The organism is Paenibacillus ihumii (genome assembly GCF_001403875.1).
In the GTDB taxonomy this organism is placed as follows: domain Bacteria; phylum Bacillota; class Bacilli; order Paenibacillales; family Paenibacillaceae; genus Fontibacillus; species Fontibacillus ihumii.
On the sequence record NZ_LN884297.1, the window covers coordinates 60,108 to 81,988 of the forward strand.

The following is a 21,881-nucleotide window of genomic DNA, read 5'->3' on the forward strand; positions in this document are numbered from 1 at the left end:
TAACGCTGCTGCTGACGTAATCTTAATAATTTGGGCGTATTAATCCCCGCCGCTTATGCTTTAGCGCTAGCGGCCCGGTGCTCCTTGCGGCCGGGAATCTCGCCTGTCGCTTCGTAGACCTCGACGATATGGTCGATTTCTTTCTTTAATTCCGACACCAACTCGGCTTCTGGCACCTTGCGGATCATTTCACCGTAGCGGAACAGCAGGCCCTCGCCGCGGGCGCCAGCTATACCGATATCAGCCTCGCGGGCTTCGCCCGGCCCGTTCACGGCGCAGCCGAGCACGGAAACCTTGATCGGAACCTTCAGATTGGCGATATAATCCTCTACCTCATTCGCGATTGCAAACAAGTCGATATCCAGCCGGCCGCAGGTCGGGCAGGACACTAATGTGGCTGCGTTCGAAATCAAACCGAAGGTCTTGAGCAGTTCGCGGGCAACCTTGACCTCCTCCACAGGATCCGCGCTCAGCGAAATCCGCAGCGTGGAGCCGATGCCCATCGACAGCAGCGCCCCGATGCCCGCCGCGCTCTTGACAGTTCCCGAGAACAGCGTGCCCGCTTCGGTAATGCCCAGATGCAGCGGATACGGTATGACCTCTGCGGCTTTGGAATAAGCGGCAATGGCCATTGGCACATCAGACGCCTTAAGTGACACGATAATATCATGAAAATCCAGCTCTTCCAGAATGCCGATATGGAACAATGCGCTCTCTACCATGGCCTCCGGCGTTGGATAGCCGTATTTTTCGAGCAAATGGTTCTCCAAAGAACCTGCATTGACTCCGATGCGGATTGGAATGCCTTTCTCCTTGCAGGCTTTAACGACGGCTTCAACTTTTTCCCGGCGGCCGATATTTCCCGGATTGATGCGCACCTTGTCGATGCCGTTCTCAATCGCGAGCAAGGCCAGTTTGTAATTGAAATGAATATCTGCCACAAGCGGTATATGAATTTGCTTCTTGATTTCCTTGATCGCCGCTGCAGCTTCTTCATTATTCACGGTCACGCGAACCAATTGACAGCCTGCTTCCTCGAGCCGATGAATTTCCGCTACCGTAGCCGCGACATCTGCTGTCTTCGTCGTACACATGCTCTGAATGATTACTTCGTTACTGCCGCCGATCGTCAGATTGCCGACTTTGACCGGCCGGGTATCTTGTCTCAAGAATGTCATTTCAGGTCTCTCCCATAACGTCAAAGCTCCACCCCTGCAAGCGAAGCGTATGTTTAACGCACTTCTCGCAAAGGTGGAGAACCTGACATCTATTTTGTGGCGTATTCGGCCGCTAAGCCTTATGCGCTCTCTTCTTGCTTCTTATTCTTCTTCGGCTGAAGCTCTGGAACCGTCTTGTCCTGAACTACCTTCTCCGTAATGACGCAGTCCGTAATGTCCTCGCGGGAAGGCACTTCATACATCAGGTCGAGCATAATGCCTTCGATGATCGCACGAAGACCGCGCGCGCCCGTATTGCGCTTAATCGCTTCCTGGGCGATCGCTTCAAGCGCCTTCGGCTCGAAGGTCAGATTGACGTTGTCCAGCTCAAGCAGCTTCTGATATTGCTTCACCAGAGCGTTCTTCGGCTCGGACAAAATGCGCACCAGGGTCTTCTCGTCCAGCGGCTCCAGCGTGGAAATGACCGGCAAGCGGCCGACGAATTCGGGAATCAAACCGAACTTCAGCAAATCCTCTGGAAGAACCATGGAGAGATATTCGCCCGGTTTAAGATCCTTCTGCCCTTCGCTCACCGCGTTGAAGCCAATCACTTTCTTGCCGATCCGACGTTTGATGATTTGCTCCAGTCCATCAAAGGCACCGCCGCAAATAAACAGAATGTTCGTCGTATCGATTTGAATGAATTCCTGATGCGGATGCTTGCGTCCGCCTTGTGGTGGCACAGATGCTACCGTGCCTTCTAAAATTTTGAGAAGGGCCTGCTGCACGCCCTCGCCGGATACGTCGCGGGTAATAGACGGGTTCTCGGACTTGCGGGCCACTTTATCGATCTCATCGATGTAAATGATGCCGCGCTCCGCCTTCTCCACGTCATAATCCGCAGCCTGGATCAGCTTCAGCAAAATATTCTCGACGTCTTCGCCGACATATCCGGCTTCCGTCAAGGAAGTTGCATCCGCGATCGCAAAAGGCACGTTCAAAATTCTTGCCATCGTCTGCGCAAGCAATGTCTTACCGGAGCCCGTAGGACCCAGCAGCAGGATATTGCTCTTCTGCAATTCGACGTCGTCCACCTTGCCTTGGATATTAACACGCTTGTAGTGGTTATATACCGCAACGGACAGCGATTTCTTCGCCTGCTCCTGACCGATGACATACTGATCCAGAATGTCGCGAATTTCCCTCGGCTTCGGAATTTCCTTCAGATCCAATTCCTCTTCATGTCCGAGTTCCTCTTCTACGATCTCCGTGCACAATTCGATGCATTCGTCACATATATAAACGCCGGGTCCAGCAACAAGCTTGCGGACCTGCTCCTGCGATTTACCGCAGAACGAGCATTTCAGTTGTCCCTTTTCATCGTTGAACTTAAACATGTAAACACCCCTTTATGGATTAATCGGCTTACTAATGACCTGATCGATGATCCCGTAGGCCTTAGCCTCTTCCGCGCTCATAAAAAAGTCGCGGTCTGTATCGCGTTCGATTTTTTCAAGGGGTTGACCCGTCCGATCTACGTAAATCTGGTTCAGCTTCTCTCTCGTCTTGATGATCCACTCGGCATGAATTTTGATGTCCGCAGCTTGACCGCGCACACCGCCAAGCGGCTGGTGAATCATCACTTCACTGTTCGGAAGTGCGAATCGTTTGCCCGGGGCACCCGCTGTAAGCAGGAGCGAGCCCATACTGGCAGCCATTCCTACACAGATCGTAGAAACGTCCGGCTTGATATATTGCATCGTATCATATATACCCATCCCGGCTGTAACCGAACCACCAGGGGAATTGATGTACAGATGAATATCCTTGTCAGGATCCTCCGCCGCCAAGAACAACAGCTGGGCTATTACGAGATTGGCAACATCATCGTCAATCGCGTTGCTGAGAAAAATGATTCGATCCTTAAGAAGTCTCGAATAAATATCGTAAGACCGTTCTCCCCGGCTTGTTTGTTCTACGACCATAGGTACCAGACTCATGCGACCAACCTCTTTTCCTTTTCAAATTCTTACGCTTACAGAAATATTCTATCACGTTCAAAGGCGCATGTCATTTTTCACTCGATACAGTGTATGACATTCTGAACGTATTATATAACAAAAGACTTGTCCGATTCAGCAATACCAATATATGTATTTCAAAAAGGTTAAAAATTAAGGCACGCATCTTATATACGTGCCTTAATGTTATTGCTGAAAGCTTCAAAAGCTTAAGCCGGCTCGGCGCCGATCCTATTCTTCAGCTGCTTCTTCTTTGGATTCTTCTTTAGCGTCTTCCTTAGCTTCTTCCTTCTTCTCAGCAGGAACCTCTTTACTGTTCTCCAGCAAGAATTCGATTGTCTTGCGAAGAGTTACATCCTCGTTCAAGCTGCCAAGGGAACCATTAGCTGCAAGAATGTTGCGGATTTCTTCCGGAGAACGCTTGTACGCTTCCGCCATATCGTTAAGCTCCTTGTTGATTTCTTCCTCGGTAGCCACGATATTCTCTTCCTTCGCAATTTTCTCCAGAACAAGGTTGTTGCGAACGCGTTTCTCTGCATCGGCCTTCATTTGCTCCTGCAGATCCTCGATCGTTTGGCCGGAGAAGCTCAGGAACATTTCCAGGTTCATGCCCTGGGAGCGAAGACGATTGTCGAAATCGCGAACCATGTTTTGAACTTCACTTTGGATCATCGACTCAGGAATTTCAACTTCAGCGTTCTCGCTTGCTTTTTCAACGACGATTCCTTCGCGTGCAGCCTTTGCATCTTTCTCCTTACGGGAAAGAAGCTGCTTCTTCAGATCCTCTTTATATTCAGCTAGCGTATCGAATTCACTGACGTCTTTCGCGAACTCGTCATCCAGCTCAGGAAGCTGTTTGCGTTTGATCTCATGCACTTTTACTTTGAAGACAGCTTCTTTGCTAGCCAGATCCTCAGCATGATAGTTCTCTGGGAAAGTTACTGTAACGTCTTTGAAGTCTCCTGTTGCCATGCCGACAACCTGTTCTTCAAAGCCCGGAATGAACGAGCCGCTTCCAAGCTCCAGCGAATAACGCTCGGCTTGTCCGCCTTCGAATGGAACGCCGTCTACGGAGCCGTCGAAATCGATGACTACAGTATCGCCGTTTTGCGCTGCTTCTTCATCGATGACAATTAGCTCTGCATGACGCTGCTGCAAGCGCTCAAGCTCTTGGCTGATTTCTTCTTCAGTTACTTCCACAGGCTCTACAGGCACTTCGAGGCCTTTGTAGTTGCCAAGGGTTACTTCAGGTTTAACGGTTACTTTCGCTTTGAATTTGAAAGGCTGTCCTTTCGCAAATTGCTCTACGTCCACTTCAGGACGGTCAACCGGGAAAATATCCGTTTGCTCAACCGCTTCGGTATAAACCTCCGGAAGCAAAATATCGATCGCGTCTTGATAAAGGGATTCAACGCCGAAACGCGCCTCAAAGATCGGCCGAGGCACTTTACCTTTACGGAATCCAGGTACGTTTGCTTTTTTTACGACTTTTTGAAACGCTTTATCTAGTGCAGCAGACACGCGTTCTGCTTCTACTTCAACCTCGAGAACGCCGAGGTTCTTCTCTATTTTTTCCCAAGTTGCTTTCATTTTATGCCTTCCCCTCCAAATTTCACATAATACTATATTGTAATACTGAAACCGAATCGCGATAAAGCAGCTATCATGGTTCCAGTATAGCTGTCTCTATTCCACGTTCAGAATAACCACTATATTATAAACAACAATATTTGTTTTTACAAGAGCAGAACTAGAGCGTTATTCGAGAACGGCATGCATCCATGCCGCCGAATCAGCCGCCCACGCCAGCTGACACGAACTGCCGCATCGCACGGCAAGCCTGCTCAAATTTTAATCGCAGATCATCCGTTATGCCATAAAGAGTTCTTATTTCCTCGTCGCTTTTTCCGCCGGGAAGGCTGTCCGAGACCATTAAATGCAGAGCTGCCGCCCATACATCGATGATCGCATCCTCCTCGCTCAGAATCGAACGGTAATCCTTCGTACCGTAAATGGCCATAATAAACTGCGACCACAGCTCCTGGGCAAAATAAAACAGCGTCGGATCATGCACCTGCGTCTCGCTGCCCACCCTTTCCAAAACCGCCTGGACCGGCGCCGGGAACTGCTCCGGCTTCAAGGGAACGGCCTCGATATCGATCTCCACAGGCTCACCGCCGCGTTTAAAGCTAAGCATTCCCTGCGTGCCCCGGCGCTGCAAGGTTTGAAGGACGCGGTACTGCAGCAGCGGATGCATATCCGTTTGCTCAATCCACCGTATCAGCACCTCGTCTACCTCTGGCCTGTCCAGGTACACTAGCTGCTCTAGCGCCAGAAAGGTCTGCTCCGATAAAGGCCGCTCAGTTACGGCCTGCAGCAGCTTCTCGGCATACAGATGATCCTCTGCCAGCTTGGCTTCGGCATGCTGCCTGGCCATCTCCTCCTCGGCATAGGCCTCTTCTTCGGGCTCCTCCTCCCTCTCAAAGGTCGGGAAAGCGCTGTTCAGCCAATCCAGCAGCGCCTGCCACTCCTCATAATGACGGGGATCCTGCCCCTGGCATTGCAGCAGAAATTGCAAGAGCTCCGCAGCCTCCCGGTATCTCTCCGTTTCCAGCATTCGCGTAAGCTCGATTTGATAGTAATCTAACGTTTTGGGAAATAAAACGATGTTGTCCTTTTCATCGGGTCGAGAATTGCTGATATGCGCAACCTCCTTTGTGTCCGTATTAACAATTAATTGAGATTATAGCATAGACGTATTCGAGATAAAAATACTTCCATTCATTCATTTATTTGCGGAATTATTGACGAGGCTGGCGCGACTTGTTTGGTGAAATATTCCACAGGGCGGCAGCGGCCTATTTGCTGGCTGTTAGTGTGGTTAGCGCAGGCTGTTTGCTGAATTTATTAGCGAGGCTCGAGCGGAGTATTAATGAAGTAAAGTTTTTATTTACTTACCTATTGATTCGAAGCGTTTGCTGTGTTAAAATATTTTTTGCTTGCGTTTTTAATATTTTTTGTCCCAGTAGCTCAGCTGGATAGAGCAACGGCCTTCTAAGCCGTCGGTCAGGGGTTCGAATCCCTTCTGGGACGTATAAGCAACTCTCCATTTGGGAGAGTTTTTTGCGTCCAGGGGATGAGAACCCCTTGGGGGTTCGTCGAAGTGAGACCGCCAGGCGCAGCGGCAGGACAAACGGAGTCTCGCGCATGGAGCGCGAGTATCCCTTCTGGGACGTATAAGCAACTCTCCATTTGGGAGAGTTTTTTGCGTCCAGGGGATGAGAACCCCTTGGGGGGTCGTCGAAGTGAGACCGCCAGGCGCAGCGGCAGGACAAACGGAGTCTCGCGCATGGAGCGCGAGTATCCCTTCTGGGACGTATAAGCAACTCTCCATTTGGGAGAGTTTTAAAAAAATATTTTACGACAACATACGTCAAAACCCTGCAATATCAGCCCTCCATATAAACCCTGTGAAAAAATATCCCAATTCCTCCGATATAAGTGATGTATTTAAAGACTAAGGAGGAATATGATGCGTTACAATATTTATCCCCCAGGGTTCGAAGGGCAGACCGTAGAGGTCGTCACTTCCGGGATTGGCGGCAAGGCCAAGCTCTACCTCAATAACCAGGAGGTTATCTCCAAGAAAAAGCAGCCGATGATTTTGCGCCGGAACGACGGCCAGGAGGTGGAGGCTGTCTGGAAGAAGGATTCATTCGGAATCGATGTTCCTAACGTCATTATTGACGGCTCGCTCATTCAGGTCACTAAACCGCTGCCTGTGTTGGTCAAGCTATGGTGCTTCCTGCCTTTGATACTCATTTTTATCGGAGGCGCGATCGGCGCTCTGATCGGCATACTTACGGCGGCAGCCAATATAAGCGTGTTCCGGTTATCAACAAATATAACGTTAAAGTTCCTGCTGACCCTATTCATTACTCTGGCAGGAGCGGGGCTATTTTTATTCCTGGCAAGCACCCTGCATCTTCTGCTTCAATAACCATTTCCCTCTCTGATATCCTGATGATTAATGGCATAAAATACATAGAATATCCGGCGAGTTTTTTCGACAAAAGTCATCATTTTGGGAGGCGAAGGGCCTGCCTTTCATTTGTTTTTCAATTAGGCATATTCAGGAAAATGAAGTACAATATAGACGTCTGACTGTTTACCAGTTCTTTGCTCAAGTTGAAACGCAATCTATCAAAACTTATGGATGAGGAGGTACGTATTACATGAGTTTTACATTGCAAATTGGGGCTCAAGCCCCGGATTTTGAACTTAAGGCGACAGATGGAGCTTTGTATTCATTGGACAGCTTCGCTTGGGCCGATGGCCTGGTTGTCTTTTTTACATGCAATCATTGTCCTTACGTGGTCGGTTCTGATGAAGTGACTCGCCAAACAGCTGAGAAATTCAGGGATAAAGGCATAGCCTTTGTCGGCATTAATGCAAACAGCGAAAATACGTATCCAGAAGACTCTTATGAGCATATGATCCTTAGAATGGAGGAGCACCGTTTCCCTTGGGTATATCTCCGGGATATGGATCAGGACGTAGCTAGGGCTTACGGCGCACTGCGTACCCCTCATTTCTTCGTGTTCGACAAGCAGCGCCGCCTGGTTTATACAGGCCGTGGAGTGGACAACCCCCGCGATACTTCAAAAATGACGACCAACGACCTGGAGAGAGCGCTCACCGAGCTTACCTCAGGCCAGCCAATTAGCGTTGCGCTAACGAATCCAATTGGCTGCAATGTCAAATGGGAAGGACAGGACGCCCACTGGATGCCAGCGGAAGCCTGCGATCTGGTGTAGCGCGATGTCACAACTATTTCAATTTGAAGTTCAAACCATCGACGGAGAGGTTACAACGCTGGAGAAATATAAGGGGGAAGTCCTGCTTATCGTGAATACGGCCAGCGCTTGCGGATTAACGCCGCAATATGAAGGCTTGCAGCAACTATATGATACGTATGGTGACCAGGGATTGGTCGTTCTAGGATTTCCCTGCAATCAATTCGCCGACCAAGAACCAGGGACGGAGGAAGAGATCAGGAATTTTTGCAGCTTGAACTACCAGGTTACCTTCCCGCTGTTCGCGAAAATAGATGTCAAGGGCGAGAATGCCCATCCGTTATACGAATATCTCGTAAACCACGTACCGGATCCTTACCGTACCGGCGATATTGAGTGGAACTTTGTCAAATTCCTTATAGGCAGGGACGGAAGCATTATCAAGCAGTACAGTGCCCGAACGGAGCCTTCCGCCTTGGAGGAAGACATCCGCCAAGCGCTTTCTGCCACCGGATAACCGGTGCGGCAGCATGAGGTTGTCCAAAGAGTACTCCTCTTCGGGACAACCTCTTTTATTTTTGGGAATGCTTCTAGATCAGTCCGCTTGCTTCATTTTTTAAATATATTCGGATAGGCATCACCGCTACATATCATTTCCCTGGAATTTCCGATATAATCGGAATATATTTCCTACTCCGGAGGACGCAATTATGACAACAAGAAGATCGGAGCCCTTCCGTTACACTATGACAACGCCGTTGCCCTGCTGGTTCGAGATCAGGGAGATCAATGGGCTTCCTGTTCACAGTAAGTTAGCAGAAGTCGAGCTGCTCGATATTAGCAAATCAGGATGCCGGGTCCAGTCAAAGCTGGATTTCCGAGCTTCTAATAATCAGATTCAAGCTACGGTTCATGCCCGCTTATACGAGGAGCTGCATTTATTCCCCGGCAGCATTCGCTGGCAGAAGGAGTGTGAGGACTCCGTGTTCCATTATGGCCTCTCGCTCGAGCTCACCGAGGAAATGAAGGAACGCCTTAACGTCGAGCTGCGGTCCTTGGCTGCCGCCCGCCGGATCGTGGTGCTGTAATCCATGGCAAATAGCCGCAGCCAAACCAGAAATTTGATTTGGGACTGCGGCTTGATTTGTAACTGCAACCTGATTTGTAACTGTAGACTGGTTTGCGACTGCGGACTGGTTAACTGAGGGGAGCATGATCTGTGGTTGCGTTTATGCCCCGGGTCAGTTTTACAATACGGCTTGAACTGCGAATGATTTGATGAGTTTTACGGTTAAGTTGCGATAGTTAGAACAAAATGATCGTTACGTTACACCGTTCACATTCACCGCTCGCCTTCACATAAGGCTTCCAAAGCTGACAGCTTCCCTTCCCGGTACCGTACCCGCCTCAGCTCTTCGCCTTTGTCCGCCTGAAGAACCAGTCCTTCTTCCTGTACTACATATTTCATCGGATAGGCTGCATAGCTGGTTATAATCCAGCTGTCCTCCTCCTTCGTCATATACCCGTTAACACAGCGCAGTTCTCCTTGCGCATCGCGGTATAAATAAGTCGTGGTGCCGAACCCGAGCAAATAGGCAACGAGCTCTTCTCCCATATCCCAATCATCGCCGGTCGCATTAGAGAATAGGGAAGCGAACAACGGATCACTCGCGTTCCGGAACACGGATTGTCCAAATCGGTCCCGCGACAGGGAAGGCATGTTCAAATTCGGAGCAGCGGCGCTGTAAGTCGAAGCAGCTTCTCCAGGCTGCAGGCGGCGAGGGGTGGAGGTGACGTTCCAGTCATAGCAATTAAAGACGGCCATCGCCGCGCGATAGGCGGCCTCCAGATACTGCGGGTTTCCAAGATGCTCATAAGCTACCCGCGAAGAGGCGGCAACCAGCCCTCCCCATAAGGAATGGATCATGTACGACAAGGCTTCCCACCAGCGATCCGGATTCTGCGCCCGATAGTCGTTGCTGAAGCCGATGTTGGCAAGGATTAACTGGCCGTATTGCTCCGCTTCATCCCGCATACCCACAGAGAGCAGCGTCTCGCACGTCGGCCCGAAGCCGGCATTATCATAGAAATGCTCCGTAATTGCCCCGGCAAACGGCTTCGTATTTCGTTGCAGCCTTCCCCCGAACTCTTGCCACAGCCGGGTCAACCGCTGATGCTGCTCCAGCATCCCTGCCGTCCATAAATCCTTGAGCAAATCATCGATATATAAAATGAATACGCCGCTTAAACCGGCTTCATCCTTCTCCCTTTGTCCTGGATGACAATCCGGATTCAGCCGGACAGACAGCACCTCTGCCGCCCACTCCAAATAAGTATGCGGAGCATTTAGTTTAAGCAGCGGAGCCTCAATGCGGGAGAGCAGATAAAATACGTGGGCGATATAATCCAGGTCAAATATCCGATAAAAGCTTCCATATAAAGCCCGCGGCTTCAGAAAGTTGCCGCACTCGAACCAGTGACGCTTCATATCCAGCACGGCAGATGCTTCCGCGATCTCCACCTGCTCGGAAACCGGGGCCGTCAGGCTGTTTTTCATGAGCAAAAAGGTTAGCTTGCCTAACGATTCCCCCTGATTGGATAGAGGTAAAAATGCATGAGGCCTTCCCATCTTCCCCTCTGCGTCATAGTTGTTACGGCACAGCCATTCCGCGCGCTTCTCCAAAATTCGATCGATTGGCTCAAGCACATTCCATACGAGCAGATCCTTGCGTCCATCCTTCAGCAGCAGCTCCAGCTTATGCTCCCCTGGCTCCATTCGCTGCAATGCAGCCCGGAATCCTCTTCGATGGCGGCCGGCCGCCACGAAATAAGCGGTAACGTCCTCCTCCAGAACTGCCCCGCTACCGGGCGGCGAAGTAAGTAGCTTGACCTGCTGCAGCTGCTGGCCATACGGAAGCTCCAGCTCCGCTTGAAACAGTCCGCCTGCCGTTAGCACTGGAGTATACGTCCAGCGGGGATGTCCGTGCTCCAAAGCTCGCTTATAGAAATCCTCCTGATCATCGCATACAGCCATCACATATTCCCACTGAATACGCTCCCCGGCTTCCAATGTCACCGGATAATACTCATCGCCATAAATCCAATCGACCGCTGCCGATTCCGGCATCGAGCTGCCGTCCTCAACGAGCGACAACCGATGAAACAGCACCCCGTCTAGCGATGGCGATACCTGCTCCAGAAAACGATTCTCATATCTGCAAAATGAACCGAATGCGGCTGTCCGGCCCTTTTTCCCGTAAATGCCGAGATGCGGCGCTTCATTGCTGCGGCGGATCGCTGCAAACTTGGTGAAGTGGCCTCCCGTATGCGCAAATACCGCGCAGGATTGACGGATATTGCGCAGTACATCTTCATCGCGGAACATGACGTAGGCCAACGAGAACCAGATATGCAGCCCGTCGACCTGCAGCGCTCCTCCCGTCCGGTTATGGCTCTCGATCCCCCAGCGAACTTGCTCCTCCTCAAGCCGGTAAGTAAGGGAGATTGCGAAGCCATCCGCGTCAAAAGAAATTACTGCAGTATGTTCATTCTCCTGTACGATGGTTGGGATCAGATCAAAGCTGTTAATCTTCCGGCCATTTACTACCGCTGTCCATTCCCCGAATAGCTTATCAACATCATCATAACCAGCCTCTGCCAAATAACCGGGATCAACGACCCAGTTCATCGCGTAAGGATCGTCCTTCATCCTCAGAGACTTTACCGCTCCACGCTCTGTAAAGGCAAGTTCAAACTTTGGACTATTCAGTATGTTCATATGTCTCCACCCCTCAGTCTTGTCACCTTTATCATTTTTTGACTCCGCTGAGCGAAATGCCCCCTAGAATAAGGTTTTGCGTAAAATAAAACAGTGTTGCCGGGAACAGAACCGATAAGCAGGATACCGCCATCAGTTTCTCGTATTCAATATTAAAAGCATTTTTGAATAAATTGATTCCAAGCGGCAGCGTGTACATGCTCTGGTCATTTATAAAAATGAGCGGCGTTAAAAATTCATTCCAGCACCAGACAAAATGGAACACCCCAATGACGACCACAATCGGACGGCATAACGGCAAAATAATGCTCCAATAAATTTGCCAGCGGTTGCACCCGTCAATTTCAGCCGCCTCGTCCAAATCTCGCGGAACTCCCATAATAAACTGCCGGGCTAGGAAGATGAAAAACGCGGAGCCAAACGCCCCCGGCAAAATCATAGGCCAAAGCGTGTTAATGAGTCCCATTTTGTTGTATTGGATATATAACGGAATCGCCGTTACGTCCCAAGGAATTACCATCGTACCGATTACGAATAGAAACAGAGCATTTCTGCCCCAGAAATTGATCCGAGCAAAGCCGAAGGCAACCATCGTAGCGGACAGCATGGCAAACGGAGTCGAGACGCCCACTACAATCAGCGTATTCAGAAGGAAACGGCCAAACGGCTGCGCGTTCCAGGCATCGGCAAAGTTATGCAGCTGCCAATTTGTCGGTATAAGCTCTGGCTTTGCTGTAAAAATATCCTCCGGCGCTTTCACCGCCGTGGACAGCATCCAGGCGATCGGAAAGAGGAAGGCTGCTGCACAGAGTACCGTCAAAGCAAAGAACAGGACGGTTTGGGTACGTTTTTTACTCTCTAGCGCATGCATTAACGTCCACCTCCGTCGTCTTCATAATGAACCCAATACTTGGACGAAGCCAGAACGAGGCCGGTCAGCAGCACGATCAGAACAAACATTACCCAAGCCATAGCGGAAGCGTACCCCATCTTAAAGTGGGTGAACGCATTGCGGTATACATGCAGGGAATAGAAATACGTCGAGTTCGCCGGCCCGCCGCCTGTCAGCACGAATGCTAGCACGATCGTCTGGAAGGCCGATATAAGGCTCGTCAAAATATTAAATAGAATCGTCGGTGTAATGAGCGGAATCGTAATATTAAAAAACTTGCGAATCGGCCCGGCTCCATCCATATCCGCTGCTTCGTAATATTCGGAGGATACCGAGCGCAGCGCCGACAGATACAGCACCATCGGGGAGCCTACGCCCCATAAAGCAATGAATATGAGTGCGTACAAAGCGACGTTGGGATCGGTCAGCCAGTGAACCCGCGGGAGCCCGACGAGCTCCAGCATATAATTGACCGGCCCAAAATCGTCGTTCAGCATCCAGCTGAAGATTAGGGCCAGCGTTACCCCTTGAATTAGGGATGGCAAATAAAAAATCGATCTGAAAAATTTAATGCCGTACGTAGCCCGGTTTAGCAGGACAGCGATAAGTATCGCAAACACGACCTGCAATGGCACCATAATGAATACGTATTTAAATGTAACGATCATCGATTTAAAATAGAAAGGATCGCTCGTGAACATGTGGATGTAATTTTCAAGACCGATAAATTTCGGGCTGCCGACCATATTCCATTCCGTGAAGCTGATCCCCAAGGAGAAAACCATAGGGCCGAACATCAACAGTAGAAAACCGATGAGCCATGGAGATATGAAAAATAGGCCTGCCGCATTCTCACGAAGTCTTTTTCGTCTGAAGGATCGTTTCATTGGAGCTAGTTCTGAGCCGGATTGTGCCATGTTGTCATCACCTCGATTTGAGGAGAAGGGGAAGCCCAGCATCCTTTCGCCTGTGAGCTTCAAGCTTCCCATCCTTCCATTACTGTAAATCCCTATTAACTGAACCCGTTATTTTAAAACCGCTTGAGCCTGCTTGGCCGCCTCATCCAAAGTGCTCTGGATGTCGGCATTATTATAGAAAATGGCCTGCACCCCGGCGCGGATCATATCCTCGGCTTCACTCCATCTCTCATTCCGCATGCTCGCAATCAGCTTGTCACTGCCTTCCAATTCTTTAGCGAACGCTTCCAAATAAGGATCCTTGGCGTAACCGTTCTCTTCGTCTACGGAAATGACAGGGGAGAAAGTAAATTTATCGGCTGAAATGATTTTGATTCCTTCCTCGCCCGACATGAACTTGATTAACTCCCAAGCGGCTTCTTTGTTCTTGCCAGACTTCGGCATGGAGTAGCCTGAGGTATGGATAATGCCTTTCAAGCTGCCTCCCTCTGGCAATGGATGCGTAACGGTGCCGATATCTAATTTGCCTTCCTTCAGAATGTCCCCAAGCGGCCACATTCCGTTGTCAAACATGGCGATTTGTCCGGTTTGAAACGATTCCAAGCCATTGTTGGTGCTGAACTTGCCGGCGGAGTTTATTTTTGAGGATGCATCGTACAGCTGTTTCAGGAACTTCATAGTTTCCACGTTCTCCGGGCTGTTCAATACCCCTTCGACCGTTTGGCCGTCCTCGCTTACCATATCTCCGCCATTGCTCCAAATATAGGGCTGCATCGTCATGACATCATCCGGCGTCATAATGAAGCCGTATTGCCCTGGCTTGGTCAGCTTCTGAACGGTCTCAACGAATTCATCCCATTTCCATCCGTCTTGCGGATACGGTACGCCTGCCTCGTCAAACAGCTTCTTGTTATAGTAAATCGCTCGTGTGGAGTAGGTTGTCGGAAGACCCCACAGCTTGCCGTCATATTTCATGTAATCCATTAGGATCGGATAATATTTGCCAAGATCATAATTGTCCTTGTCTACCCAAGCCTGCATATCCTCCAGCGCTCCGCCGGGAACATACAGCGGATAGTTCCAGGCCATGAATACATCTGGAGCCGTATCTGACGCAAGCGATGTCAGCAGCTTCTGATCGTAATTATCCGGCACGGATTCGACTTTGACTTTGATGTTAGGGTGCTTCTCCATAAAGGCGTTGATCGCATTCTGGTAAGGCTGAAGCGTCTGTCCCGAATCCCATGTCATAAAACGAAGCGTCACTTCGCTTCCTTCCGCTCCTTGATTATTGCCCCCATCTGCCCCTGTCCCGGGTGAGTTGGCACCGCTTTCAGTTTTACCGCCGCAAGCGGACAGCAAACCAAGGCACAACACTGTTATTAGAGATACAATAAGCCATTTCTTGTTCTTGCCTTTACTCATGCTCATTTTCACATAGACCCCTCCCTAATATGTGGTACATGTATATGTGAGCTTGTGAGGGAAATCCGCAGGACTGATCACCCGGAGTCCGGCTCCTGCGGTATCCATCGACAAGTTGTCACCAATCGGTCAATAATTTAAACGTTTAGATTTTACTGGAAAAGAGGAGCTGTCACGAAAAATGCTTCTCACTTTTTCGGGGCAGCTACAGAATCTCGCTCTATCAATCGGCATTCCGGCATTTTCATAGTCTCGATTTTCTTACCGCGCATCAAATCGTTGAGAACCTCCATCGCCCGGTAGCCCATTTCATGCAAGGGAATATCCATCGTTGTAATTCGGGGAGTCAAATAATCGCTGAACTCCCGATTATCGAAGCCGATTACGGACAAGTCCGCCGGCACCTTTACTCCGGCTTCATTTGCCGCTTCCAAAACCCCGACGACCATGACGTCATTCATGGATAGGATCGCCGTCGGCGGCTCCGGCAAAGCCAGCAATTCCTTCGTTAACCGGTAACCCGACTCCCGCTCCCAATCCCCCATTTTGATATATAGCGGATCGAAGGGAAGCTCGAAATCGGTAACTGCTTTATAATATCCATTCAAGCGAAGACGGGAAGGAATCGAATCCATCAAGCCGCTGATTATGGCGATTCGCCGGTGCCCTTTCTGTACCAGATAGGACATGGCTTCATAGGACGCCTGTTCATCATTATATTGGATCGCTACATCGTCCTGGGTATAGCCATAGGTATAAACGATCGGTTTACCTTCAGTATCGATTAAACCGCTCAAATCCCGGGTATGTACGCCAATGTAAATGATCCCGTCCACCTGCTTGCTGAGCAGCTCGGACACAGCGCTAGTCGCATATTTCTTGTACTTGTCAATGCTGCCAAAATCGCGGCCAATCCGCTTATCCAGACGCAGGTTAGTCAGCAAAATATGCAGATCATGCCGGTCCCCGTAATCATTAATGCCGTCGATAATTTCCGGCGTATTAAATACGGTAACGTCCTCGGCAATGACGCCGATCGTATCGGTCCGTCTGCGCTTCAGGCTCTTAGCGATATCGTTCGGCTTATAGTTGAGCTCTTCAATGACCGCCAGAACCCGATCACGTGTTTTGGGACGAACATTTCGCGTGCCATTAAGGACATAGGAGACGGTAGCTGTAGACACATTCGCTTTGGCTGCGATATCTTTGATGCTAATGTTAGACATACTCCACCTCCTTGAAATGTAAAACCCAGGAATCTAAACGTTTAGATTTATATTTTTTATACCATAGCTTATCTCCGTTTGCAAGCGATTTCTTTCCAAGGAGCTCATGTGATAAGCAGCCCTACGGTATATAAATGCTTTGGATTCGTTCCGGCAGAGCCTCAGCCTGTACTTCATGCCAGTAAGTGACGCCCCGAATTCGCGACACATACAGCTCCAGATAAGCACCCTTGCGCAATGGCCTGCTGCTGGTAAAGAGCAGGGCTTTCTCTTTGCCTTTTTCGTCATAAGCATCTATTTCGTACGCATACCGCTGATTTCCGTCTATTTTCGGGTCAGCATTAGCAATTCTGGTGTAGTAGCGAATTTTGCCCTCCGGATTTTCCGGATCAAGGCGATTGGGATTGGCTAAAAAGAATACAACAGATGAGACAACGATTAGGGTCAGAGCTCCCGCTCCAACGAACGTCAATAATTTCACGAATAATTCCTCCTGTATTCTAAGTGATTACATCTGATTTCCGCATACAGCGTATGGCTGCTGTGCTAATGATGGTTATATACAACAAGCTGACGAGAAGGAATCCAAGCTCTTGACTCCAAGTAGAGAGGCTGGTCTGACTGAGTACGCCCATGCCGATACTTAATAGCGAATGGGGGAAAAACTGCCCCAAGTCAAGGACGTACATCCCCAGTCCAAGAAAAGTGGCGCACAGGCCGAGGCCAACGGGAACAGCAAAGCTGCGAATGCGCATGGACAAAGCTAATTGCAGCGTACTGATGGCAAGAGCAGCAATCCAGCCCCGCAGCAGCCACCCAAGCAGCTCTCCCGGAGGCATGGAGTTAAACCCGAGCCATATACCGCCTAGGACGTACAATCCCCCAAATATGCCCTGTACCAATAGCAGCAGTATTCCGACTACGACCCATTTCGACAGAAAGATAGCCGCCACCGATACGGGGGCAGTCATGATCAGATTCCAGTTTTTTTGAAAATGCTCCAGCCGCCAAACATAGGCACAGCAAATCGCAATCAGAATGGGAAAGAAAAACTCCCCGTAAAACAGCCCCACCTGCGACCAAAGACTGTACCATTCATTTTTCAATATCCCACGATTCATATAATAATTGGCACAGCCAATCAGTATGCTTATGACCGGAAGGGTAACCACCAGCAACCATATATACGAATGGCGCAGCTTTGCCCATTCCGCAGCAACACAACGTTTCAGCATCGACAATTCCTCCTATAATTCCCGTTTGGATACATAGATGTTCCCTGCCAAATACAGGGCTGCCCCAACCACTGCCAGCAGCGCCATCACGGGGAGCAATGTGCCTATATCGCGTACCGCAAACGACATTTGTTCGCTTTCATAGCTCTGAGCAATCGGGCTCAAGCCACTGTAATAGGACCATACGAGTAGTCTTCGCAATCCGGACGGCAACAGATCCGCCGTCAAGCCGATAAAACCGCCGATCATACCGAGGGACAGCGCAAAAGCCTGATTTTTCACAGCCACAGATATCCATAGCTGCAGGGTGATAATCGCCAGTGTGGTTATCATCGTCCCCAAGAGAAAACGAGTCAGCAGAACCACAGGAACAGCAGGGTTAAAATCGTTAAGCATGCCGAAGACGAAAATAGAGAAGACCTGAAATATACATCCCCACAATCCCATGATCGATGCTGTCATGAACTTGGCGGCATATAGCTGGCCTGGACTGACCATAACGGTTCGCAGCAGCTTCCATGTATTTCCTTTATGCTCCATATCGCATATTCGGGATACGCATATGGCGGTAAGTATAGGCAAGAACAGGCCGTTCATAGAGGATACCGTCGCTATAAGCGACTCCCATCCGGCATGTTCCGGATTGCGGGAAATTGACACGCTGGTAGCCATGAATGCCCAGGCCAGTTCAACGAGCAACAATAAGGTAATCATCCCGAGCAGGCGCTTACGCCGCAATTTATACCACTCCAGCCTGACTGCGTTCATCATAGACTGCGCTCCTTTCCAGTCATGTCCAGAAATATGCTTTCGAGGCTTTTCTTATGCTCTTCAATACGCAGCACATCGATATTGGCGGTGATCAGGCTTCTATTGGCCTGAGCCACCAGTTCATCAGTCAAATTCTCAAATACCAGTGAATCTCCGCGATGGCAGGAGGAGAACCCTTCTGACATCAGGACTTTCTCCGCCAAAATATTATTTCGTGTTCTAATGGAAATAGTTGGACGATTATTATTCTTCAGAACATCCATCCTGCCTTGAAACTTCAGTCTTCCTTCATGGATAATGCCTACCGTAGTCGCAATCTGCTCAATTTCTGCAAGAAGGTGACTGGATAGAAGCACCGTCATGCCATACCGCTGAGGAAGAGATTTAATCAATTCCCGGATTTCGCCGATGCCGGCAGGGTCTAGCCCGTTGGTCGGCTCATCCAATATCAGCAGCTTCGGAAATGCCAGCAGCGCCATGGCAATGCCCAGCCGCTGCTTCATGCCCAAGGAATACTGCGCCACTTTTTTATCCTTCTGCTGGGTTAAGCGGACAATCTTCAGTGCCTCCGATACGTTCCGATCCGGGACATTGCGGAGCTTTTGCACAACGCGCATATTTTCAAGCCCGCTAAGATGTCCGTAATAAGAGGGAGATTCGATCAATGAACCGATTTGACTTAATATTAGGCGGCGATGGGCGGCAAGCTCCTTGCCAAAGACCGTCACCTGGCCATCTGTAGGCTGGACCAATCCCAGAATCATTTTAAGGGTGGTGGATTTCCCCGCTCCGTTCGGGCCGAGGAAACCATAAATTTCCCCTTCGCAAACCGATAAATTCACATCCTTCACACAATAGACCGTGCCATACCGTTTGGAAAGGCTGGTGCTCGCGACAACTTGACTCATTTTGCAACCTCCATTCTGCTTCGCGCTATTCCCTGATAAGGTTAACAGCCCTGTCTTGCGGCAAGCTGACAATTACCTTACGCCAGCATTAAATTGCGAGAATACGCGGAGAGAGAAGGAGATAGGGAAATAAAGTACGCTATAATGAAGTCGGGTGATTTGAAAATGGATGATATCAAGAATAAGAAGCTGCTGCTCGTAGATGACGAACGCGAAATCAGAAACATGGTGGACGGATTTCTGCGAAAAGAAGGCTTTACACGTATTTATCAAGCATCCGATTGTGCGGATGCCTTGGAGGTATGCCGGTCTGAACAACCCGATGCCGCTATTTTGGATGTTATGCTTCCCGATGGAGATGGGTTCGCCCTGCTCTCCTCCTTGCGCCAGTTCTCTAATATTCCCGTTCTCTTCTTGACGGCCAAAGGCGAGGATGAGGACCGATTGTTGGGACTGGGGCTCGGCGCAGACGATTATATCGTAAAACCGTTTCTGCCGCGCGAACTGCTTCTCCGCCTGACTGCTATCTTAAGGCGGGTATATTCACCTCCCCAGCAGGAGCGGCGTCCTGTCTTCCGCTTAGGAGATCGCACCGTTGATCTCGATAGCGGGGTAGTACAATACAGGGACAGCGAATGTGCGTTAACAGCCAAAGAGCATACTCTGCTCAGCAAGCTTTACGACCATCGCAACAGGATCGTAACTAGCGATGCGCTGTGTCAGACAGCGTGGGGAGTGAATTACTACGGCTGCGAAAATACGCTGATGGTGCATATTCGCCGAATCCGGGAGAAGATCGAAAACCGGCCATCCCATCCGGAGTATCTCCAGACCGTACGAGGATTGGGATACAAATTGCTCGTACAGGGAGATTAGCTATGGGGAGCGCTATGCGTATCTTAAAACGCTTTATAGGTGCAACTATGCTGATTTCGGTATTTTTACTAATCATAAATTTTGTACTGTTGGGCGTGTGGGGCTTCACTGGAATCAACAAAGGTCAATCTCCCATGACAGTGGTTCAAAACGTAGCAGCGGGCTTGCAGCGTACTAACAATACCTATTCTTTGGCCTCAGCCTCCGCCGATTTGCTGGAGAAAAACTTGGCGTGGGCCATGCTGATTAACGATACCGGGCACGTCGAATGGAAGCATCAGGCTCCAGACGAGCTTCCTTCCGTCTATTCCTTGACCGATATGGCCAAGCTTTCCCGCAGCTACTTGCTGGATTACCCTGTGTTTATATGGGAGCATGAAGCGGGGATTGTGGTAATCGGTTACCCAAAAGAAAGCCTGGCCAAATACCAGCATATTCTCCCGACAGATTGGGTGTCCTCCCTGCCGCTAAAATTGACTGCATTATTCATCATCAACATTGTGCTTGTCCTGCTGTTGTCTGTACTGATCGGTTCCAGGCTTATTCGTTCCATTCATCCGTTAACCAAAGGCATACAGGCTCTTGCTAAAGGAAACGAGGCATATGTTGAGCCTAAAGGGATTTTGACCGAGCTTGCCCAAAGCGTTAACGGAGCTTCTGCGTTATTGCAGCAAAGAAATGATAGCTTGAAGAACAGGGATGAAGCCCGGTCCAATTGGATTGCCGGCATTTCACACGACATCCGCACACCTCTGTCTATGGTGCTGGGCTATTCCAGCGAACTGGAGGAGAATGGGGATATTCCGCCGAAGCAAAGGCAGCAAGCTGGCATTATCCGACAGCAGGCAGAGCTGCTGCGCTCGCTAGTGCGTGATTTGAATCTCGTTTCGATGCTGGAATATGAGATGCAGCCGTTAAACAAGAAAACGATCCATCTCTCCGTCCTGGCGAGACAAATCGCATCTGATTTCCTGAATAATGGGTTGGATGAAAGGTTCGAGCTGGAGGTCAGTCTGGATGATAAGGAAGACGCTCAAATCTATGGTGACGAACGTCTGCTTACGCGCGCTATGAGTAATCTGATCCATAACTGCATCCGCCACAACCCGGATGGCTGCCGGATACGGCTGCACACCTCAAGCAATAAACGCCAGCAGAGCTGCAGCTTTATTGTAGCCGACAACGGTAAAGGAGTGCCGCAGCATGAGCTTGCCGATCTGCTGGAATTGCCTTATTCCTCTAAAAGAAAGCATCCCCGGCAAAATGGACATGGGCTGGGTCTGCCCATGGTGGCGAGAATAGCCAGGGCGCACCAGGGACAATTGATCCTGACAAGCGATGCCGGGGCAGGGTTTCAGGCAGAGTTGGTGCTGCCTTCGTGCTCATAAATAACAACGGGCTCTGCAAGCAGGCAATCCTCGCGTTAGGTATGTGTTTTCTATGTGTTTTAATCCAGCAGTTGAGTATAAAATTTAATGTGATAAAATAATTTAAGGAAGGCCGAGCGCTGATAGCACTCGGCCTTACAATTGGTTTGGATGAGGCACCCGTCCTCCGATTGAAACATATCAAAGGCGCAGTTTAAATTTTTTGCAGCTTTGTAAGGGCTTCTCTTGGTTGTCTCGCATATGCTGACGCCCAATACCAGCGACTTGTTGCAAATGTTCCGTGCAGCAAGATACATATCTTCATTAAGAATACATATTTGTTTATTTGGTAATTGCATTCAGGCGGCCGCTCCACTCTTTTGAGCGGTTTTTCGGTCCAACATTCGCCTCCCTCATTCAGAGGCGAATGTTGGTTTCGTCTGCTTTGACAACCGTTACCGGAGAACTGATCCTTGGCCTAAAAAAAGGGCACATGAAGAAATTTTGTATCG

At 49.6% G+C, this 21,881-nt stretch carries 20 protein-coding genes and 1 tRNA gene; 7 read left to right on the forward strand and 14 right to left on the reverse strand.

Going from position 1 to position 21,881, the window contains the following annotated elements:
• Positions 1-53: 53 nt before the first annotated feature.
• The 5 genes from ispG to BN2762_RS03100 form a co-directional block, all read right to left on the reverse strand.
• Entirely contained in the window at positions 54-1,178 is a 1,125-nt protein-coding gene (gene ispG, locus BN2762_RS03080) for a flavodoxin-dependent (E)-4-hydroxy-3-methylbut-2-enyl-diphosphate synthase (RefSeq protein WP_055105576.1), read from the reverse strand.
• A gap of 119 nt (positions 1,179-1,297) precedes the next feature.
• The gene (gene clpX, locus BN2762_RS03085; protein ID WP_055105577.1) at positions 1,298-2,554 is read right to left on the reverse strand and encodes an ATP-dependent protease ATP-binding subunit ClpX; all 1,257 of its coding nucleotides are present in this window, start codon (positions 2,552-2,554) and stop codon (positions 1,298-1,300) included.
• A 12-nt stretch (positions 2,555-2,566) separates the two neighbouring features.
• On the reverse strand, positions 2,567-3,157 hold the full coding sequence (gene clpP / locus BN2762_RS03090; RefSeq protein WP_055105578.1) for an ATP-dependent Clp endopeptidase proteolytic subunit ClpP: 591 nt from the start codon (positions 3,155-3,157) through the stop codon (positions 2,567-2,569).
• A 252-nt stretch (positions 3,158-3,409) separates the two neighbouring features.
• Complete coding sequence (gene tig / locus BN2762_RS03095; RefSeq protein WP_055105579.1) at positions 3,410-4,768, reverse strand: trigger factor; 1,359 nt, start codon at positions 4,766-4,768, stop codon at positions 3,410-3,412.
• Positions 4,769-4,970: 202 nt separating this feature from the next.
• Positions 4,971-5,795 (reverse strand): hypothetical protein, encoded by an 825-nt coding sequence (locus tag BN2762_RS03100; RefSeq protein ID WP_055105580.1) that lies wholly within the window; start codon positions 5,793-5,795, stop codon positions 4,971-4,973.
• A 402-nt stretch (positions 5,796-6,197) separates the two neighbouring features.
• Between BN2762_RS03100 and BN2762_RS03105 the strand changes: the two genes are divergently transcribed.
• The 5 genes from BN2762_RS03105 (at position 6,198) to BN2762_RS03125 (ending at position 9,062) form a co-directional block, all read left to right on the forward strand.
• Positions 6,198-6,271, forward strand: a tRNA-Arg gene (locus tag BN2762_RS03105).
• A 439-nt stretch (positions 6,272-6,710) separates the two neighbouring features.
• A complete protein-coding gene (locus BN2762_RS03110; RefSeq protein ID WP_055105581.1) occupies positions 6,711-7,178 on the forward strand; it encodes a hypothetical protein in 468 nt (155 codons plus the stop codon).
• Between the two features lie 235 nt (positions 7,179-7,413).
• A complete protein-coding gene (locus BN2762_RS03115) occupies positions 7,414-7,995 on the forward strand; it encodes a thioredoxin family protein (RefSeq protein ID WP_055105582.1) in 582 nt (193 codons plus the stop codon).
• Positions 7,996-7,999: 4 nt separating this feature from the next.
• Positions 8,000-8,491: a glutathione peroxidase gene (locus BN2762_RS03120; protein ID WP_055105583.1), complete on the forward strand. Its 492-nt coding sequence runs from the start codon at positions 8,000-8,002 to the stop codon at positions 8,489-8,491.
• A gap of 193 nt (positions 8,492-8,684) precedes the next feature.
• The gene (locus tag BN2762_RS03125) at positions 8,685-9,062 is read left to right on the forward strand and encodes a PilZ domain-containing protein (protein ID WP_055105584.1); all 378 of its coding nucleotides are present in this window, start codon (positions 8,685-8,687) and stop codon (positions 9,060-9,062) included.
• A 254-nt stretch (positions 9,063-9,316) separates the two neighbouring features.
• On the opposite strand, the gene BN2762_RS03130 is transcribed toward BN2762_RS03125, so the two are convergent.
• From BN2762_RS03130 to BN2762_RS03170, 9 genes are all read right to left on the reverse strand, one after another.
• A complete protein-coding gene (locus BN2762_RS03130; RefSeq protein WP_055105585.1) occupies positions 9,317-11,752 on the reverse strand; it encodes a hypothetical protein in 2,436 nt (811 codons plus the stop codon).
• Positions 11,753-11,783: 31 nt separating this feature from the next.
• Positions 11,784-12,623 (reverse strand): carbohydrate ABC transporter permease, encoded by an 840-nt coding sequence (locus BN2762_RS03135; RefSeq protein WP_055105586.1) that lies wholly within the window; start codon positions 12,621-12,623, stop codon positions 11,784-11,786.
• Positions 12,623-13,561, reverse strand: coding sequence for a carbohydrate ABC transporter permease (locus tag BN2762_RS03140; RefSeq protein ID WP_055105587.1), 939 nt, complete (start codon positions 13,559-13,561; stop codon positions 12,623-12,625). The genes BN2762_RS03135 and BN2762_RS03140 overlap by 1 nt, the downstream gene beginning before the upstream one ends.
• A 108-nt stretch (positions 13,562-13,669) precedes the next feature.
• Entirely contained in the window at positions 13,670-14,992 is a 1,323-nt protein-coding gene (locus tag BN2762_RS03145; RefSeq protein ID WP_055105944.1) for an ABC transporter substrate-binding protein, read from the reverse strand.
• 182 nt (positions 14,993-15,174) lie between these two features.
• Entirely contained in the window at positions 15,175-16,212 is a 1,038-nt protein-coding gene (locus BN2762_RS03150) for a LacI family DNA-binding transcriptional regulator (protein WP_055105588.1), read from the reverse strand.
• Positions 16,213-16,333: 121 nt separating this feature from the next.
• Entirely contained in the window at positions 16,334-16,693 is a 360-nt protein-coding gene (locus BN2762_RS03155) for a YxeA family protein (RefSeq protein ID WP_074048557.1), read from the reverse strand.
• Between the two features lie 19 nt (positions 16,694-16,712).
• Positions 16,713-17,447: an ABC transporter permease gene (locus tag BN2762_RS03160; RefSeq protein ID WP_083484744.1), complete on the reverse strand. Its 735-nt coding sequence runs from the start codon at positions 17,445-17,447 to the stop codon at positions 16,713-16,715.
• 12 nt (positions 17,448-17,459) lie between these two features.
• Entirely contained in the window at positions 17,460-18,218 is a 759-nt protein-coding gene (locus tag BN2762_RS03165; RefSeq protein WP_316246754.1) for an ABC transporter permease, read from the reverse strand.
• Positions 18,215-19,126, reverse strand: coding sequence for an ABC transporter ATP-binding protein (locus BN2762_RS03170; protein ID WP_055105589.1), 912 nt, complete (start codon positions 19,124-19,126; stop codon positions 18,215-18,217). Before BN2762_RS03170 ends, BN2762_RS03165 begins: the two co-directional genes overlap by 4 nt.
• A gap of 165 nt (positions 19,127-19,291) precedes the next feature.
• Between BN2762_RS03170 and BN2762_RS03175 the strand changes: the two genes are divergently transcribed.
• Together BN2762_RS03175 and BN2762_RS03180 are read left to right on the forward strand one after the other, a co-directional pair.
• The gene (locus BN2762_RS03175; protein ID WP_055105948.1) at positions 19,292-20,002 is read left to right on the forward strand and encodes a response regulator transcription factor; all 711 of its coding nucleotides are present in this window, start codon (positions 19,292-19,294) and stop codon (positions 20,000-20,002) included.
• Positions 20,003-20,136: 134 nt separating this feature from the next.
• Positions 20,137-21,390 (forward strand): sensor histidine kinase, encoded by a 1,254-nt coding sequence (locus tag BN2762_RS03180; RefSeq protein WP_316246755.1) that lies wholly within the window; start codon positions 20,137-20,139, stop codon positions 21,388-21,390.
• The last annotated feature ends 491 nt before the right edge of the window (positions 21,391-21,881 follow it).

What these genes read in the sequence shown, in the direction of transcription:
- BN2762_RS03115 (WP_055105582.1), top strand. Translation starts at nt 7,414, where the DNA reads ATGAGTTTTACATTGCAAATTGGGGCTCAAGCCCCGGATTTTGAACTT.
- BN2762_RS03170 (WP_055105589.1), bottom strand. Translation starts at nt 19,126, where the DNA reads ATGAGTCAAGTTGTCGCGAGCACCAGCCTTTCCAAACGGTATGGCACG.
- BN2762_RS03165 (WP_316246754.1), bottom strand. Translation starts at nt 18,218, where the DNA reads ATGATGAACGCAGTCAGGCTGGAGTGGTATAAATTGCGGCGTAAGCGC.
- BN2762_RS03150 (WP_055105588.1), bottom strand. Translation starts at nt 16,212, where the DNA reads ATGTCTAACATTAGCATCAAAGATATCGCAGCCAAAGCGAATGTGTCT.
- BN2762_RS03120 (WP_055105583.1), top strand. Translation starts at nt 8,000, where the DNA reads ATGTCACAACTATTTCAATTTGAAGTTCAAACCATCGACGGAGAGGTT.
- BN2762_RS03110 (WP_055105581.1), top strand. Translation starts at nt 6,711, where the DNA reads ATGCGTTACAATATTTATCCCCCAGGGTTCGAAGGGCAGACCGTAGAG.
- clpX (WP_055105577.1), bottom strand. Translation starts at nt 2,554, where the DNA reads ATGTTTAAGTTCAACGATGAAAAGGGACAACTGAAATGCTCGTTCTGC.
- clpP (WP_055105578.1), bottom strand. Translation starts at nt 3,157, where the DNA reads ATGAGTCTGGTACCTATGGTCGTAGAACAAACAAGCCGGGGAGAACGG.
- BN2762_RS03140 (WP_055105587.1), bottom strand. Translation starts at nt 13,561, where the DNA reads ATGGCACAATCCGGCTCAGAACTAGCTCCAATGAAACGATCCTTCAGA.
- BN2762_RS03125 (WP_055105584.1), top strand. Translation starts at nt 8,685, where the DNA reads ATGACAACAAGAAGATCGGAGCCCTTCCGTTACACTATGACAACGCCG.
- BN2762_RS03100 (WP_055105580.1), bottom strand. Translation starts at nt 5,795, where the DNA reads ATGCTGGAAACGGAGAGATACCGGGAGGCTGCGGAGCTCTTGCAATTT.
- BN2762_RS03130 (WP_055105585.1), bottom strand. Translation starts at nt 11,752, where the DNA reads ATGAACATACTGAATAGTCCAAAGTTTGAACTTGCCTTTACAGAGCGT.
- BN2762_RS03135 (WP_055105586.1), bottom strand. Translation starts at nt 12,623, where the DNA reads ATGCATGCGCTAGAGAGTAAAAAACGTACCCAAACCGTCCTGTTCTTT.
- BN2762_RS03160 (WP_083484744.1), bottom strand. Translation starts at nt 17,447, where the DNA reads ATGCTGAAACGTTGTGTTGCTGCGGAATGGGCAAAGCTGCGCCATTCG.
- ispG (WP_055105576.1), bottom strand. Translation starts at nt 1,178, where the DNA reads ATGACATTCTTGAGACAAGATACCCGGCCGGTCAAAGTCGGCAATCTG.
- BN2762_RS03180 (WP_316246755.1), top strand. Translation starts at nt 20,137, where the DNA reads ATGACAGTGGTTCAAAACGTAGCAGCGGGCTTGCAGCGTACTAACAAT.
- BN2762_RS03145 (WP_055105944.1), bottom strand. Translation starts at nt 14,992, where the DNA reads ATGAGCATGAGTAAAGGCAAGAACAAGAAATGGCTTATTGTATCTCTA.
- tig (WP_055105579.1), bottom strand. Translation starts at nt 4,768, where the DNA reads ATGAAAGCAACTTGGGAAAAAATAGAGAAGAACCTCGGCGTTCTCGAG.
- BN2762_RS03175 (WP_055105948.1), top strand. Translation starts at nt 19,292, where the DNA reads ATGGATGATATCAAGAATAAGAAGCTGCTGCTCGTAGATGACGAACGC.